At 57.6% G+C, this 14687-nt stretch carries 17 protein-coding genes; 6 read left to right on the forward strand and 11 right to left on the reverse strand.

Translation table 11 applies throughout. The annotated features are described in order from the left end of the window. Positions 1-33: 33 nt before the first annotated feature. The 4 genes from JJB09_RS08485 to JJB09_RS08500 all read right to left on the reverse strand — a co-directional run bounded on the left by JJB09_RS08485 (position 34) and on the right by JJB09_RS08500 (position 3650). Positions 34-1563, reverse strand: coding sequence for a hypothetical protein (locus JJB09_RS08485; RefSeq protein WP_201656037.1), 1530 nt, complete (start codon positions 1561-1563; stop codon positions 34-36). A gap of 95 nt (positions 1564-1658) precedes the next feature. Then, on the reverse strand, positions 1659-2021 hold the full coding sequence (locus JJB09_RS08490) for a hypothetical protein (protein ID WP_201656040.1): 363 nt from the start codon (positions 2019-2021) through the stop codon (positions 1659-1661). Beyond that, positions 2002-3090, reverse strand: a complete 1089-nt coding sequence (locus JJB09_RS08495; RefSeq protein WP_246748626.1) for a toxic anion resistance protein — start codon at positions 3088-3090, stop codon at positions 2002-2004. The genes JJB09_RS08490 and JJB09_RS08495 overlap by 20 nt, the downstream gene beginning before the upstream one ends. Continuing rightward, positions 3087-3650 carry a hypothetical protein gene (locus tag JJB09_RS08500; RefSeq protein WP_201656042.1) on the reverse strand — a complete coding sequence of 188 codons (564 nt, stop codon included), beginning with the start codon at positions 3648-3650 and terminating at the stop codon, positions 3087-3089. Before JJB09_RS08500 ends, JJB09_RS08495 begins: the two co-directional genes overlap by 4 nt. 430 nt (positions 3651-4080) lie before the next feature. Between JJB09_RS08500 and JJB09_RS08505 the strand changes: the two genes are divergently transcribed. The 5 genes from JJB09_RS08505 (at position 4081) to JJB09_RS08525 (ending at position 8932) form a co-directional block, all read left to right on the forward strand. Further along, entirely contained in the window at positions 4081-5109 is a 1029-nt protein-coding gene (locus JJB09_RS08505; protein WP_201656045.1) for a CorA family divalent cation transporter, read from the forward strand. A 166-nt stretch (positions 5110-5275) separates the two neighbouring features. Further along, entirely contained in the window at positions 5276-6502 is a 1227-nt protein-coding gene (locus JJB09_RS08510) for an adenylate/guanylate cyclase domain-containing protein (RefSeq protein WP_201656048.1), read from the forward strand. Positions 6503-6648: 146 nt separating this feature from the next. Beyond that, positions 6649-8343, forward strand: a complete 1695-nt coding sequence (gene ade / locus JJB09_RS08515) for an adenine deaminase (protein ID WP_201656051.1) — start codon at positions 6649-6651, stop codon at positions 8341-8343. A 57-nt stretch (positions 8344-8400) separates the two neighbouring features. After that, the gene (locus JJB09_RS08520; protein WP_201656054.1) at positions 8401-8664 is read left to right on the forward strand and encodes a type II toxin-antitoxin system Phd/YefM family antitoxin; all 264 of its coding nucleotides are present in this window, start codon (positions 8401-8403) and stop codon (positions 8662-8664) included. A gap of 1 nt (position 8665) precedes the next feature. Beyond that, positions 8666-8932 (forward strand): Txe/YoeB family addiction module toxin, encoded by a 267-nt coding sequence (locus JJB09_RS08525; RefSeq protein WP_201656057.1) that lies wholly within the window; start codon positions 8666-8668, stop codon positions 8930-8932. A 24-nt stretch (positions 8933-8956) separates the two neighbouring features. Here JJB09_RS08525 and JJB09_RS08530 read toward each other — a convergent pair whose 3' ends face one another. Continuing rightward, positions 8957-9322 (reverse strand): Atu4866 domain-containing protein, encoded by a 366-nt coding sequence (locus JJB09_RS08530; protein WP_201656060.1) that lies wholly within the window; start codon positions 9320-9322, stop codon positions 8957-8959. Next, the gene (locus JJB09_RS08535) at positions 9315-9527 is read right to left on the reverse strand and encodes a hypothetical protein (RefSeq protein ID WP_201656063.1); all 213 of its coding nucleotides are present in this window, start codon (positions 9525-9527) and stop codon (positions 9315-9317) included. Before JJB09_RS08535 ends, JJB09_RS08530 begins: the two co-directional genes overlap by 8 nt. A gap of 123 nt (positions 9528-9650) precedes the next feature. Here JJB09_RS08535 and JJB09_RS08540 point away from each other — a divergent pair, with 123 nt between their 5' ends. Then, entirely contained in the window at positions 9651-10544 is an 894-nt protein-coding gene (locus tag JJB09_RS08540; protein ID WP_201656065.1) for an AraC family transcriptional regulator, read from the forward strand. A gap of 63 nt (positions 10545-10607) precedes the next feature. Here the strand turns inward: JJB09_RS08540 and vapC are convergent, their stop codons facing one another. The 5 genes from vapC to xdhC form a co-directional block, all read right to left on the reverse strand. Further along, positions 10608-10997 carry a type II toxin-antitoxin system VapC family toxin gene (vapC, locus tag JJB09_RS08545; protein WP_201656068.1) on the reverse strand — a complete coding sequence of 130 codons (390 nt, stop codon included), beginning with the start codon at positions 10995-10997 and terminating at the stop codon, positions 10608-10610. Then, the gene (locus tag JJB09_RS08550) at positions 10994-11206 is read right to left on the reverse strand and encodes a type II toxin-antitoxin system VapB family antitoxin (protein ID WP_201656071.1); all 213 of its coding nucleotides are present in this window, start codon (positions 11204-11206) and stop codon (positions 10994-10996) included. Before JJB09_RS08550 ends, vapC begins: the two co-directional genes overlap by 4 nt. Positions 11207-11267: 61 nt before the next feature. Then, entirely contained in the window at positions 11268-12581 is a 1314-nt protein-coding gene (gene guaD / locus JJB09_RS08555; protein ID WP_201656073.1) for a guanine deaminase, read from the reverse strand. Next, positions 12578-13819 (reverse strand): urate hydroxylase PuuD, encoded by a 1242-nt coding sequence (gene puuD, locus JJB09_RS08560; protein WP_201656076.1) that lies wholly within the window; start codon positions 13817-13819, stop codon positions 12578-12580. The genes guaD and puuD overlap by 4 nt, the downstream gene beginning before the upstream one ends. A gap of 65 nt (positions 13820-13884) precedes the next feature. Beyond that, complete coding sequence (xdhC, locus tag JJB09_RS08565) at positions 13885-14670, reverse strand: xanthine dehydrogenase accessory protein XdhC (protein WP_201656079.1); 786 nt, start codon at positions 14668-14670, stop codon at positions 13885-13887. Between the last annotated feature and the right edge of the window lie 17 nt (positions 14671-14687).

The following is a 14687-nucleotide window of genomic DNA, read 5'->3' on the forward strand; positions in this document are numbered from 1 at the left end:
CCGAAAGCGCCCGTTTTTTTCTAAAGCTCTGGCTCAGTTCAACTGTGCCACCTTGTTCCCAAGACTCTGTTGCGCGATCTCGGCAATGAAGAGTTCGATCCTCCGTTTTCTGAACCAAACCAAAATCGCCAGAGACAAGAAAAGCAAGGCCGGGAAAATCAGCGCGAGCGCTGCAATAATTAGCTGACTTGAGATCGAGCGGAACACATCCGGACTGGCGAGTGGCTCAGCTTCAGCCGAGAGTTCAGCACCATTCGCTTTCAGCCAATCCTGCATGATCGCAAGACGCCACTGCACAGCAGGAATGTTCCAGTACTGCGGAATACCAAGAGCTTCGAGGTGATGAACTGTCGAGCGCTGATCGCCTATGCGGTAAGCAACTTGCGCCAGTGTATATTCATAGGCTTCCCGGCTTCGTTCATCCCGCTCAGCCAAGGGCCTTTCGGCCGTTGCGAAAATGGAAAGGCGGTTTTCCATTGAAACGAGAGTTTCAGTCCTGATGTCAGACACCGGCAATTCTACGAGGCCATCGCGCGTTCCGGCAAACAGGCTGTAGAAGACGTAGAGCAGACCCAAGAAGAGGAGCGCCAGAGCGTAGCGATAGCGTCTGAGGGCAAGGAAAACCACAAACACAACCGCACCAGCATAGGGCGCGAACATACTGAAGAAGGAAGGCAGCACCAGGAAATCCCGCGTATTCGCAGAGACGTTACTGTAGCCCGTCGGAAAATCAGCAAATACCGGTGGCAGCATATGAATGGTCGAAAAGCCTTCGTTGCCAGCAGCGATGGGAACTGAAAAGTGCAGTGCGACCGCGACAAGTACGATCGCCACGGTGGCAAACGGAGCAGCAGCAAGGCCCAACCACCAGATCCGCTTCCGCAGCCTATGAAGGCTTTCCGCTTCAATTGATAGCGCAGCTTTGGGGACGCTGGTTTGCTGGGCTCCTTTTGGCTCGATCTGACCGCGGAGTTTTTCAATTCGCCGCATTCGGTCGACGATTCGTCCCGCCAGCATTTCCAGAAAACTTCCAGCAAGGATGAAGATGACAGCCACCACAATGAATATGCCGGTCCATATCCTGAAATTGCTCACTCGACCGTCATACGCAAAGATGGCCCCTCGCATACCGATACCGCGCGAGGCAAGGAAGTTTTGAAGTGCCGCCAAGCGCCCGTTTTCAATACTCCCGGCCGAAGTGTTTAGCGCCATTGCGGGCCCCAGATGGGCTGCGACGATCTGAGGGTCATTCCGATAAAAACCCTCCTGAGCGAGCGCATAACTCCGGGCTGCCGCGCCTTCGGGCGTCACTGCCCCAAGATCAGCAAATGTCGTCAGCCGCGCCCCCTTAGGGGTTTGCTTGCCGGGCTTGTCTTTCTGGACCAGCGCAGCATAGCGAACCACTGGCACCCTATTCTCGCTTCGCCAAAGGTCCATGTCATCAAGGGAAAAGTAAAACCAGGTCGCCGCGAGCGCGGCCGTAAGCGTCAATAAACTCCTGCGGTCGGCCCGGCGCCATGCCGCCGCTAACTTGTAGATGAGGATCAATATGGCAGCGACCATTGTGCCTGGCACTACAAGGCCGAAAAATGGCCACGGCAAAACGCAAAAGCCGAATATGCCCCACGCCAAAGCGTGCCTTTTGCGCAACAACGCACTCAGGGTCGCGAACAAAGCATGGCGGTAAAAAGGCCATTGCCAGCTGGCATATTATAGAAATCCGCAAGAACCTGATATTCAAGTCGAGGCTTGGTAAAGCTATAAGCGCCAGCCAGCAAGTGCGGAAGGTGTATCGCGCCATCGCGCAAGTTATCGAAGCCGGATATCTGGCGATAAAGAAGCAACCCGACAAGCAGCGCCATCAGACCGCAGAATTGAACGAACTCTCCCCCGAGCCGCAATGCGTTTTCGCGCTTGTTCAGCGGATCTGATGCCTCACCAGGAACGAGCGGTGATGCGTTACGATCGAACAGGTTGGCAGCACGCCGCGACCGTCCAACCTCAACGGGGTTCAGCGCCAATGGCTTTTACCCCTTCAATCATTTCGGCACGCAGACGGCCGATTTCGGACAGCGCCTGACTGCGAGAAACTTCTCCATCAACATGGATGCGACGGACCTCCCGCAGGGTCTCGAGAATGTTGTCATGCACGGATTTCAGCGTGCTGACATCGATAACGAGGCGCTGGTTCGATTTCGCGACGGCAATCGAGTTCTGTTTGAGCAACTCCGCATTGCGCGTCAGCATTGCATTGGTGGCGTCGTCGATTGTATCGGCTAGCCCCACCGCTTCCTTCTGTTCGTTGAGTGAAAGCGCAAGCAGGAATGCACGTTTCCACGCAGGAAGGGTGAGGCTTCTGATTGTCGTGAACTTGTCGATAATCGCGAGATTGTTGGACTGAAGCACCCGAACCATGGGCAGCGTTTGCATCGCTGAGTGCTGCAACACTCGCAGGTCGTCGGCGCGTTTCGAAAGTGTTTTCCTCGCCGCCTCCAGAACGCCGATCTCTTCGAGCGTCGCCATGTCATTTCTCTTGCTATCCAATCCGGCAAGAGATTGATCGAGTTCCGCCATCCGCCGCGTGATCGCCTCGATATGAAGACCGAGATTTTCATATTCTTCGCGCACACCGCTATACATGGCCTGAAAATCGGCATCTCGGCGCTGTAACTGCCCTGCGGTAGACTCCACGGTAGCGACCAATTTGTCCACTTGCGCCTTGACCGTTTCGAAGCGGGCCATGACGCGCTCCTTCGACATCATAAGGGACTTGAGAGCAAAACCGATAACCGGAATACGTCCCCATGGATTGTCAAAGGAGTTCAAGTCGAAAGCTTGCGCCGCCGCCACGATCTCACCGAGCTTGCGGCCTGTGTCGTCAAGATCGCCAGCTCGTGCCTTACCGAGCATATCGTCAGTATAGTGATTGCCCCGCTCCGCCGCTTTCGCGCCAAATTCGAGAATCGTCTTAGGGGAGAAGAAATCGATCTCTGTGGCAAGGGCGCTGATTCGACGCTCGCGCTCCGCATCGATTTCGTTGCGGACCTCTTCAACCATTGAGGGGTGCTGGCTCTTCATGACAGTGTTCATGTTCTGGCTTCTCCGACGAAGTATTCTTCAAGGGCGGAATGACATACAAAAAAGCTTGCGACGTCCGGATCGTTGCGGCGGAGCCTCCCGGAGGCATGCAGGAGCGTAAAGAGGTGCTGTTGCCACAGGGGAATCAACAGGCTGGCAATTTCCGAATAGCGATCAAGGAGCGCAGTAAGATTGTTCTCGGCAAGTTTAAACTGCTCGATTGCCATGGCGTTTGCCGCGTGCATGGCATTAAGATTGGCGACGCGTCGATCAAAGCGTTGAACCAGATACTCGTCTGCATGATCCCGCGCACCAGATAGGCCATCTGCATAGACAATAGCTGCTGCGAGCGCCTCCTGCTCTTCTCCCAGCCTGATGCGTTCCACAACCATGGCCTTGATCAGCGCGCGTGCTTGATCAGCTGCCCCTTTCAGCCTCTCGAATGCAAGGTTGACCTGCTTCGCAGAAAGCTCGAATCGAAATCGCGCCTCGACGTCGGCGCCGGTGAGTCTGTCGAACCAGCGCTGCCGGGAAAGCAGTTTGCGAAGGTCTAGTTCTGTGATAACTTGCATTGCTTTGCGGACTGCATCGCGGATGCCTTGCTGACGCTGAGCAAACTTTCATCGATTTGCAACTGTGAACCGACACGGTCGAGCCACGAGAGCGCGTCCTGGCAGAGCACCTTCGGCCTGTCTTCGATCTGCATATGAGAGTTGTTTGCCGACGCCATGTTTCCCCATCAGTCACCGGTAGTGGAATTATCATTTAAAACTTAAGATGGCGGTAATCGGTTTACGAAAATTGCAGTCAACGCTCTGCAATGGCACATATGAAATGAGCCGGAGTTGAAACCAACTGCAGATCCGCACGTTTCGATGACCTTCCAAAGAGGCTTCACCAGCAACGTTTTTACGAATACGGTTGGTGCGCAGCGTGTTGTCCCAGACATGGGCGAAGCACGCGTCCCGGGCGGATACCCCTTTCCCTTGGAGATCGCTGGCCATGCAGGAGCATTTGAAACCGACCTTGGCCTACGGCGAGGAACCCGGATTGCGCTTCGCGCTGCTGCTTGACGGTCAAGGCGGCGGCAAGGCACTGACCATGGCGCAATTGTGCGAGTGGCAACCCGAAGATGGCATCGGCTGGTTTCATTTCGAACACAACCACCCGGCCACCACGGACTGGGTATCGACAAAGGGCGGCTTTGATCCGCTGGTCGCCGAAGCACTGCTGGCCGAGGATTCCCGACCGCGTGTCGAGCCTGTCGACAGCGGTTTGCTGATCATCCTGCGCGGGGTGTGCGCCACCCCACCCGAAGAGGCGGAAAACCACTCGCCGGAAGTCGACCTCGTTCCACTTCACGCCTGGGTCGACGAGCGCCGTCTGGTGACGTTGCGCGACAGCGGCCACTATATTACCGCCCTTCGCGATATTCGGGTAGCACTCGAAAAGGGCAAGGGGCCGAAGCAAATCGGAGAACTGCTCGCCATGGTCAGCGACAAGCTCGTGCGCGATCTCGAGCCGGTGCTCGATGCCATGGACGAGGAAGTGGATGAACTGGATGAACTGATTTTCCAGGGAGATGCCGGCGAGGTGCGCCAGCGCCTCAAACTCCTGCGCCGGCGGTCGGTGCAACTTCGCCGCTATCTCGCCCCGCAGCGCGATGCACTCAGCCGGATCGAGCATGACGATGCTCCCTGGCTGAAGAAACCGGACAAACTGCGTTTTCGTGAAGTGATCGACAAGCTGATGCGCTTCATAGAGTATCTCGACGCCATCCGCGATCGCACCGGAATCCTGCACGACGACCTTTCCACTGTCATTGGAGAAAGGATTGCCCGGAGTTCCAACCGTTTAGCCGCACTGGCCGCACTGCTCCTGCCGCCCAGCGTCGTCGCGGGCCTGTTCGGCATGAATGTCGGCGGCATCCCGGGGGTCCACGATACCTGGGCGTTCGTGGTCATAGTCGCCTTTGTGTCAATCACGTCCATTGCCACGTTGATGGTGCTCAAGCGGATCAACTGGCTCTAAGGAAGGACGCGGATACGACCGGCAGGCTGGAGGAGTGAAAATACGATTTTGCGCGACCGGGCAGAAGTCTTGTCACAATCGAGCACCATGATTGCGTCCGCTGTATTCCCCCTGACTGCTACCCATATCAGAGCGACAATAATCCAACACCCACAGGGCTATGCACATGACGATGATGACAGATGAGGCGATCCCTACAGAAGCCGAAGATGGCGTCTGGCCTGCCCGCAGGCGCAAGGTTCTCGACTGGCTGGTCAATGACACTCGCCAGCAGCGATTTGTCGACAACATCCTGATTGGAATGTGCGAGCGCCTTGTCGATGCCGGAGTGCCCGTGGCACGCGCCTCCTTCCATTTTCAGGCCAACCATCCGCAATGGCGTGGGGCCAGACTGCTGTGGCGAACCGGAATGGACGAGGCAGACGTGGATTTCTACGGATATGAGGTCGAGAAGACGCAAGCCTTTCTCATGAGCCCGTTAAAGGTCATTCATGACGGAGCGGATGAATTGAGGAAGAACCTCGAGGAGCCGGTCATCGATCCTGGTTCGGAATCGTCGCTTTATGCCGAACTGCGCGCGGAAGGCTTGACCGAATATGTTGCCTTGCCGCTCGATCACACGCTCGACAAGCGGCATGTCGTGACATTCTCGACAGCCCGCAAGGGTGGATTTGCCGAACCGCATATCAGCTTCCTCAGAGATCTGCTGCCGGTTCTTGCGCTCATCACGGAAATCAGGGTCAAAAATATCCTCGCCCGGACGCTGCTGAGAACCTATGTGGGGCCTCATGCCAGCGAAGCGATACTGGCGGGTGCGACGACGCGAGGCAGTGGTGCGACGATGAACGCCGCCATCATGATCTGCGACCTTCGCGACTTCACGACGCTTTCATCACTGTGGCCGCGCGATTATGTCATCGACCTTCTCAACGGCTACTTCGACGCCATTTCCGGCCCCATCGAGGAACATGGAGGCGAAATCCTCAAGTTCATGGGCGATGGACTGCTCGCAGTGTTTCCGCTTTCCGTTCCGACAGCCTGCGGCGATCTGCTCAGCGCCATAAAGGCAGGAAGAGCCGCGATGGCGGCGCTGAACGAGAAAAGCGCAGAGAAAGGCCATCCGCACCTCGGCTATGGCGTCGGCGTCCATTTGGGGGAAGTCATGTACGGTAACATCGGCTCCCAGAAGCGTCTCGACTTCACGGTGATCGGGCCGGCGGTGAATCTGGCCTCGCGCCTTGAAACCCTCACCAAGGAGGTGAAACGCCCCGTATTGATGTCGAAGGCATTCGTCGAAAAAGCCGGGTGCGCGTCCGAGGTCGATGGACTGGGTGTCTTTACGCTTAAAGGCATAGAAACGCCTGTCGACGTCTTCGCACTGAAGATCGGCTAACCCGCCGATCGCAATCCAGGCCCGATATGCCGGGACATTGCGAAAGCTGATTTCACGCCTCATCCACGCGTTCCTGTCGCACCTGCCATTCCCATCTGCGCCCCTGCCCGCTAGAGTAGCTCCAATCAGAAATCGGAAGCGTACAGATGCAAAAACTCGAAAGATTGATCGACCAGGGAACCAGACGCGAGCCGGCCGACATTGTGCTCAAGGGTGGGCGTTTCTTCGATCTTGTCACGGGTGAGCTCGTCGCGTCCGACATCGCCATCTGCGAGGATCGCATCGTCGGCACCTGCGGCGATTATTCCGGCAAGACCGAGATCGACATTTCAGGAAAGATCGTCGTCCCCGGCTTTATCGACACGCATTTGCACATCGAATCCTCGCTGATCACCCCGCATGAATTCGACCGTTGCATCCTGCCCTATGGCGTAACCACTGTCATCTGCGACCCCCATGAGATCGCCAATGTACTGGGAACGGAAGGTCTCCAGTATTTCTTGGATTCCGCTGAAGAGACAATCATGGACATTCGCGTCCAGCTCTCTTCCTGCGTGCCTGCGACCCATCTCGAAACATCGGGCGCCGATCTGCCGATCGAGCGGCTTTTGCCCTTCCGCAAGCACCCCAAGGTCATCGGCTTGGCCGAAATGATGAACTATCCGGGTGTCGTGCATAAGGATCCCGTGCCACTCGCCAAGCTCGAAGCCTTTCAGGGAGGACATATCGACGGCCACGCGCCGCTGCTCTCCGGCTACGATCTCAACGGCTATCTCTCGACCGGCATCCGGACGGATCACGAGTGCACGAGCGCGGGCGAGGCACTCGAGAAAATTCGCAAGGGGATGCATATCCTGATCCGCGAAGGCTCCGTCTCCAAGGACCTGCACGCACTGCTGCCGATCATGACAGAACGCTTGTCGCCCTTCCTGGCGCTCTGCACCGATGACCGCAATCCGCTCGATATTGCCGAGGAAGGCCACCTCGACTTCCTGATCCGCACGGCAATTGCCCACGGGGTCGAGCCGCTCGTTGCCTATCGCGCCGCTTCGATTTCGGCAGCGCGCGCATTCGGCCTTCGCGATCGCGGGCTGGTCGCACCGGGCTGGCGCGCCGACCTCGTGGTGATTGATAGCCTTAAAAATTGCAAGGCGGACATGGTTTTTGCCGCCGGCCGCCGCGTGCATGACGCATTGTTTGCCACGCGCAAGGCGGTCGAACCCGTGGGCCTCGACAGCGTCAGGGCAAGGATGGTTCACGCTTCCGATTTCGGCGTACCTGCACGCGATGGCGACAGTTCGGTGCTTGGGGTGATCCCCGGCAAGATCATCACCGAGCATCGGCGCTATCGCCTGCCGAACAGCGGCAACCAGACGGTTGTCGATTTCACCAACGACATCCTCAAGATCTCGGTCATCGAGCGCCACGGCAAGAACGGCAACATGGCGACCGGCTTCGTGCAGGGCTTTGGTTTGAAGAAGGGCGCGATCGCCTCGACCGTCGGCCACGACAGCCACAACATCTGTGTGGTCGGTGCCAACGAAGACGACATGGCGCTCGCCGCGAACCGGCTATCGGAAATCAAGGGGGGCTTCGTTGTGGTAGAGGACGGCAAGGTCACCGGCGAAATCGCCCTGCCGGTGGCTGGCCTCATGAGCCTGGAACCCTTTGAGAGGGTACGCGATACGTTGCATCATCTCAGGCAGGCAGCCTATGCGCTGGGCTCCACGCTGCAGGAACCGTTCCTTCAGCTCGCCTTCATGCCCCTGCCAGTGATCCCGCATCTGAAAATCTCCGACAAGGGCCTGGTGGACGTAGACAAGTTCGAATTGATCGAGTGAAAACTTGTCGCCTCTCATGACTTGTGCTACTTGTTGTACAACTATGGAGGTGAAGGCATGGATACGGTGTTCTTTTCGAAGGCCCGCGCCGAGCTCGCGGGCTTGCTGGACAAGGTGAACGACGACGCGGCGCCGATTGAAATCGTTCGCCGCGACAAACGTTCTGCCGTGCTGATCAGCAAGGACGAATACGAGGGAATGCTGGAGACGCTTTATCTGCTTTCCACTCCTGCCAATGCTGCACGGCTTAACCAGGGCAAGGCCGATGTTGAAGCGGGACGCCATTCCCTGCGCGTTATTGCCGGCGTGAACGACGAATGAAATGCGGCTATCTTTCAACGCAAACGGCTGGGAAGATTATCTTTATTGGCAGGAAAAAGACCCGAAACTGGTCGCACGCATCAATGAACTGCTAAAAGATATTCTTCGCCATCCATTTGATGGCATCGGCAAGCCGGAACCACTCAGAGGCGATCAAAAAGGCTATTGGTCACGGCGTATAAACCACGAACACCGCATCGTTTATACGGTGCTCGGAAAAGGCGAGGAACAAACTGTGGTCATCACCCAGTGCAGGTTCCATTACTAGGAAACTGTTTTCTCACAACAACGGCTAGTCGCGTCGGTAAAGCACCATGCCAGCATGATAGAGGATACCGTCCTTGAAGTCGCCGTCGGCGGTAAATCCGGTATCGTCTTTGTATTCGATGTGGTTACCCGTGATCCAGTACTGGCCCTCATAGGCGGCTTCGCGCGTTCCCCGCGCCTCGACATAGCGGCCGGTCTCCAGCAGTTCATGCCGGATCTGCCCGTCGCCGGTCACCCAAAGGCCCGAGTAATTGTGCGCAGCCATGGAGCCCTCCTCCTGGATGTCGTCCTTGCGCCTGGTTTCGCCGAATGCCGGCCCGATGGACGCGACCGCAGCCACCAGCGACATCGAGAAGGCAAGCACTCCCAGCAGAATACCATTGTTAGCCATTGAGCCACTTCCCTTCGTCTTCGTCGGACCGCTCACGAATAATTTTCGTCAATTTCTTGCGTCCGATATTGAAAAGCCGCACCGGGAAATCCCAAATGACGGTTACGTGCTTCTTCGACAGGGTCATCGTTTTTTCCTTTCTTGAACGGGTTGCGGTCTGACAGAAGCGAATATGCGGCATGCGGCGATGAAAGCGGTAGAACATTTCTCCACGATCATTGCATAATTCTACAAAGCTGACGGATCACCCCTTGGCCATCAAAAACCAATGGCGCACTATGATCGCCATAATGTTTTGAAAATATGGCAAGTAAGCGGAATTTTCGTGATGATGCACCATGAAGAACTCGGACACTTGATTGCACGATACGCTATCGAAGATGGCATTCATGCAACGGCAGTGCCGCGCTTGTCGGCGGTACGCATTTCAAAGCCCACGGATCCAGTGCACAGCGTGCACAAGGCTGCCATCTGCATTGCCGCTCAGGGTCGCAAGCAGGTGATCCTCGGCCAGGAGGTGTTCGAGTATGGACCCGGCCGCCATATGCTGGTCTCGGTTGACCTGCCGGTGATCGGGCAAGTGATCGGGGCCACGGAAACAGAACCTTACCTTGCCGTGCGCCTCGATCTCGACCTCGATCTGTGCGCGGACCTGTTGATGCGCGTTTCCCCGCCATCGGGGGAGACTGGTCGCGGCCTGGTCATCAGCGATACACCACGCGAACTCGTCGAGGCGGCGATCCGCCTGATGCGCCTGCAGGAAACGCCGGAGGATATTGACGAACTTGCTCCCTTGATCGAGCGAGAGATGATGTACCGACTTCTCAAGGGCGAACAGGGCGCGTTCATTCGCCGGATGCTAGAGCCGGAAAACCGCAACCGCAATATCGGTCGCGCCATCAGCTGGATCAAGGAGAACTACAACAGGTCGTTCAAGGTCGAGGACGTGGCGTCGCTATCGGGCATGAGCCCGTCCTCGCTCCATCAGCATTTCCGCGAGGCGACCGCGATGAGCCCGTTGCAGTATCAGAAGCAGTTGCGGCTTCAGGAAGCACGCCGGCTGATCTTCAGCCACTCGTTTGATGCAGCCAGCGCCGGCCACAGCGTGGGTTACGACAGTCCTTCGCAGTTCAGCCGCGAATACAAGCGCCTGTTCGGCGCACCCCCGCAACGCGATATCGACCGGCTGCGTTCAGAGCCACAGCGCTATGCGGAGGCATGATGGCGCATGTGAATGTCGGGTAATTTTGCTGCTACGCCGGATCGGATGAATCCGGCCCGCTTTTCAGAATTCCCGCAAGCCGAGGTGCTCAACCATCGGCTGGAAATCACGGTCTCGATGTAGCAATTGATGATTGTTCTCGATGCAGTACGTTCCGATGATGATGTCCGGGAATTTGCGGACCGTAATGCCTAGCCTGCGTAGTCGCCGATAGTTTTCGGCGGCCTTCCGAGCGATCTCCATGTCGAGCATCGATTCCTGCACGAATAATAGCAACTCGCGAACCAGGCGCTCGGCATGCGCATCACTACTTGCGCCTCTGAGCACCTCGAACAAAACAATATCGCCAACCACGACGCCATCCAGGGATCGCAGTCGGCGGAGCTTGGAAGTCTGTGTGTTTTCAACCTTGTTGAACAAATCGATCCAGACTGACGAATCGACGAAAATCATTTCGCGTCAAGCGATGGAAAGCCAAGCCGCATCTCTTCGAGGTCGCCTTCCCATCCGATGCCCCAGAGTTCGTCAAGAGCCTTTCTCCTGCGCCGTTGCAAGACCATTGCCTTGAGCGCTTCTTCGACGACGGCTTTCTTGGTCTTCAAGTCTGAAAGCTCGATTGCTTCTTCGAGCAAGGCTTCATCAATGTCGATATTGGTGCGCACGGGTGCCCTCCAATGTGTATGAATTCAAGAAATCATACACATTGGATCACCGCAGCTCAAGTTACAAAGCAATCCCACGCTTGACTGCCTTGCCCGCCACATAGGTCTCGGCAATGGTGCGGTCGTCGCCCATCGTCTGCATCAGGAACAGTTCCTCGGCCAATGTCTTGACCACTTCCATCTTCAGGGCGGTTGCCGGTGTCGCGCGGCTGTTGAGTACCACCACGTCCGCATCCGACCCCACGTCGAGCGTGCCGATCTTGCCGGCAAGTCCCAGCGCCTCGGCGTTGCCGAGCGTCATCCGGTAGAAGCTTTCGAGCGGCGTCATCCGCTCCCCCTGCAATTGCAGAACCTTGTAGCCTTCATCGAGCGTGCGCAGCATCGAATAGGACGTCCCGCCACCGATGTCGGTCGCCACGGCCACACGCACCGCTTTATCGCGCTTGCTGAGGCGCTTGAGCCCGAACAGGCCGGAGCCGAGGAAGAGGTTCGACGTCGGGCAGAACACCGCCACCGAGCCGCTCTCGCTCATTGCATCCGCTTCCCGGTCCGACAGGTGGATGCAATGGCCGAACAGGCTCTTCGGTCCGAGCAGGCCGTAATGCGCATAGACGTCGGTATAGTCCTTGGCCTGCGGGTAGAGTTCGCAGGTGAAGTCGATCTCCGCATGGTTCTCCGACAAATGCGTCTGCACATGCAGATGCGGAAATTCCTGGGCCAGAGCACCGGCCATCTCCATCTGCTCGGGCGACGAGGTGATCGCAAAACGCGGCGTGATTACTACATGATTGCGCCCCTTGCCGTGCCAGTCTGATATCACCTGCTTGGTATCGTCATAACCCGATTGCGGCGTGTCGCGCAGCGCTTCGGGCGCGTTGCGGTCCATCATCACCTTGCCACCGAGCATCAGCATGTTGCGCCGCTGGGCTTCAGCGAAGAACATGTCGGCGGAAACCTTGTGGACCGAGCAATAGGCGACCGCGGTCGTCGTGCCATGGCGGATCAGCTCGTCGAAGAATTTGACTGCAATGCGGGCCGAATGATCGGCATCGGCAAACCGCTGCTCCTCGACGAAGGTGTAGGTGTTGAGCCATTCCAGCAGGCTGCCGGCATAGGATCCCACTACCTGCATCTGCGGAAAATGCAGATGCGTATCGATGAAACCCGGCATGATCAGGTTCGGCCGATGGTCGATGATTTCAGTAACGGCACCGACAGTGGCCTGAACGTCGGAGAACTCGCCGATGCCGGCAACGATGCCATTCTCGATCAGCAGCCCGCCATCCTCGATATAGAGGTAGCTACCGCTGTCGCTCAGGCCTTCGGGCTCCCGCTTGAAGGACAACAGGCGGCCACGAAGCAGTTTGCTGGTCATTGTATGGTCTTCCCGCTGATCGCGCTTTCATACCAAGCGGCCAGCAGCTTGCGCTCGGCCGTGGTCATTTCGGTGACGTTGCCGGGCGGCATGGCATGGCTGCGGCCCGCCTGCAGATAGATGTCACGCGCATGCATTGCAATGGCCACGTCGTTGTCGAGAACCACGCCCTTGGGCGGCAGCACGATACCTTCCCACACCGGCTCGGCTGCATGGCACATCGAACAGCGCCCGGCGACTGCCTCTGCTGCCTTTGCAAAATGCGTATCGTCGCGGAAGCGCTCGAAGCCCGGAGCAAGTTGCGACGTTTCGGTTTCGCCGGTCAGCACCTTGGGCGCGGTCGACAGCCACATGATCGCAATGAACAGCAAAGCGGTCAACAGCCAGGTCCAGTGCGGTTCACCCTTGCGGGCATGCACGGTGTTGAACCAGTGCCGGATCGTCACGCCCATCAGGAACACGAGGCCGGCGATGATCCAGTTGAACTGGGTCGCAAATGCCATCGGGTAATGGTTCGACAGCATGAAGAAGATGACCGGCAGCGTCAGGTAGTTGTTGTGCAGCGAGCGCTGCTTGGCGATCACACCATATTTAGGGTCTGGCGTACGGCCGGCGATCAGATCGGCGACGACGATCTTCTGGTTCGGAATGATGATGAAGAACACGTTGGCCGACATGATCGTGGCGGTGAAGGCGCCCAGATGCAGGAACGCGGCGCGGCCAGTGAAGATCTGCGTATAGCCCCAGGCCATGATGACCAGCAGCACGAACAGGATTGCCATCAGGCCCCAGGTGTTCTTGCCGAGAGGGGATTTGCACAGCAGGTCATAACAGATCCAGCCGATGGAGAGCGAGGCCATCGAGATCAGGATAGCCACCGGCACCGACACATCGAGCAGATGCCGGTCGATCAGGAAAAGATCGGCGCCGCCATAATAGACCACCGCCAGCATCGCAAAGCCGGAAAGCCAGGTGACATAGCTCTCCCACTTGAACCAGGTGAGATGCTCGGGCATCTGGGCCGGCGCGACGAGATACTTCTGGATATGATAGAAGCCACCGCCATGCACCTGCCACTCCTCGCCATAAGCGCCGACAGGCAGCCCTGGCCGCTTGACCAGCCCCAGATCAAGCGCGATGAAATAGAAGGACGAGCCGATCCAGGCGATGGCGGTAATCACATGCAGCCAGCGGACGGCAAAAGAGAGCCATTCCCAGGCTATGGCGTAGTCATACATTCAGGTCCCCGTCGTGTTTTTTAGCTGAAGAATCATGATCACATTTTGAGAGGCAGCGCAAAGGGTCAAAGCAGGACGGTCAGAAGTTCGGCGGCCACCAACGCGGCAATGACCTCCGGCCGCTTGTCCTTGACCGCCGTCCCGCCGATTGGCAGGATCAGGCTTTCGGTCATTTTGCGGTCCAGCTCGGCATCTTCCAGCCAACTCGCGAATACGCCGCGCTTGGTTTTCGATCCGATCATGCCGACATAGGTAAGGTCGGATCGCTTCAAGGCTTCCGCCCCGATCAGGAAATCGAGCGCATGATCGTGCGTTGCGATCACCACCGCACCACCGGCCCGGATATCGCCGACCGCCGATTCCGGCATCGCTTCCAGCCGGCGGGGTACATCGGCAAGCAGCAGGTCAAGTTCATCGCGCCGCGTCTCGATGACGGTGACCTTGAACGGGAGTGGCTTCAGCGCAATCGCCAGCGCTCGTCCGACATGGCCGGCTCCGAAGATGAACACATCGGGATAATCTCCCGCCTCGCGCGCAAGCCGAGCCTTCAATGCATCTATGGCCTGCGGCCCTGCTCGCTTGAGCGCAAGCTCCACTCGCCCCCCGCAGCATTGGCCGGTTTCCGGTCCGAGTGTCACATCCAGCGTGGCCTCATTGCGGCCGCTGGTGACCATGTCGCGGGCAAGATCGATGGCCTCGAATTCCATGTGCCCGCCGCCGATGGTGCCCCAGATATGATCTGCGGAGACGAGCATGAAGGCGCCGGTTTCACGCGGGGTGGAGCCACGCGTGCGGGTGACCTCGATCACGACTTTTTCGCCGGGGTTGGCGAGGAATTCATCGAGAGTCATGGGATAGCATCCCATGC

Source organism: Phytoamicus setariae (assembly GCF_016722925.1).
Taxonomy (GTDB): domain Bacteria; phylum Pseudomonadota; class Alphaproteobacteria; order Rhizobiales; family Rhizobiaceae; genus Rhizobium_E; species Rhizobium_E setariae.

Coding starts and splice junctions, on each gene's coding strand:
- JJB09_RS08540 (WP_201656065.1), top strand. CDS start 9,651: ATGATGCACCATGAAGAACTCGGACACTTGATTGCACGATACGCTATC.
- JJB09_RS08495 (WP_246748626.1), bottom strand. CDS start 3,090: ATGAACACTGTCATGAAGAGCCAGCACCCCTCAATGGTTGAAGAGGTC.
- xdhC (WP_201656079.1), bottom strand. CDS start 14,670: ATGACTCTCGATGAATTCCTCGCCAACCCCGGCGAAAAAGTCGTGATC.
- JJB09_RS08525 (WP_201656057.1), top strand. CDS start 8,666: ATGCGGCTATCTTTCAACGCAAACGGCTGGGAAGATTATCTTTATTGG.
- JJB09_RS08520 (WP_201656054.1), top strand. CDS start 8,401: ATGGATACGGTGTTCTTTTCGAAGGCCCGCGCCGAGCTCGCGGGCTTG.
- JJB09_RS08535 (WP_201656063.1), bottom strand. CDS start 9,527: ATGTTCTACCGCTTTCATCGCCGCATGCCGCATATTCGCTTCTGTCAG.
- JJB09_RS08510 (WP_201656048.1), top strand. CDS start 5,276: ATGACGATGATGACAGATGAGGCGATCCCTACAGAAGCCGAAGATGGC.
- JJB09_RS08485 (WP_201656037.1), bottom strand. CDS start 1,563: ATGGTCGCTGCCATATTGATCCTCATCTACAAGTTAGCGGCGGCATGG.
- JJB09_RS08500 (WP_201656042.1), bottom strand. CDS start 3,650: ATGCAAGTTATCACAGAACTAGACCTTCGCAAACTGCTTTCCCGGCAG.
- JJB09_RS08505 (WP_201656045.1), top strand. CDS start 4,081: ATGCAGGAGCATTTGAAACCGACCTTGGCCTACGGCGAGGAACCCGGA.
- ade (WP_201656051.1), top strand. CDS start 6,649: ATGCAAAAACTCGAAAGATTGATCGACCAGGGAACCAGACGCGAGCCG.
- JJB09_RS08530 (WP_201656060.1), bottom strand. CDS start 9,322: ATGGCTAACAATGGTATTCTGCTGGGAGTGCTTGCCTTCTCGATGTCG.
- puuD (WP_201656076.1), bottom strand. CDS start 13,819: ATGTATGACTACGCCATAGCCTGGGAATGGCTCTCTTTTGCCGTCCGC.
- guaD (WP_201656073.1), bottom strand. CDS start 12,581: ATGACCAGCAAACTGCTTCGTGGCCGCCTGTTGTCCTTCAAGCGGGAG.
- vapC (WP_201656068.1), bottom strand. CDS start 10,997: ATGATTTTCGTCGATTCGTCAGTCTGGATCGATTTGTTCAACAAGGTT.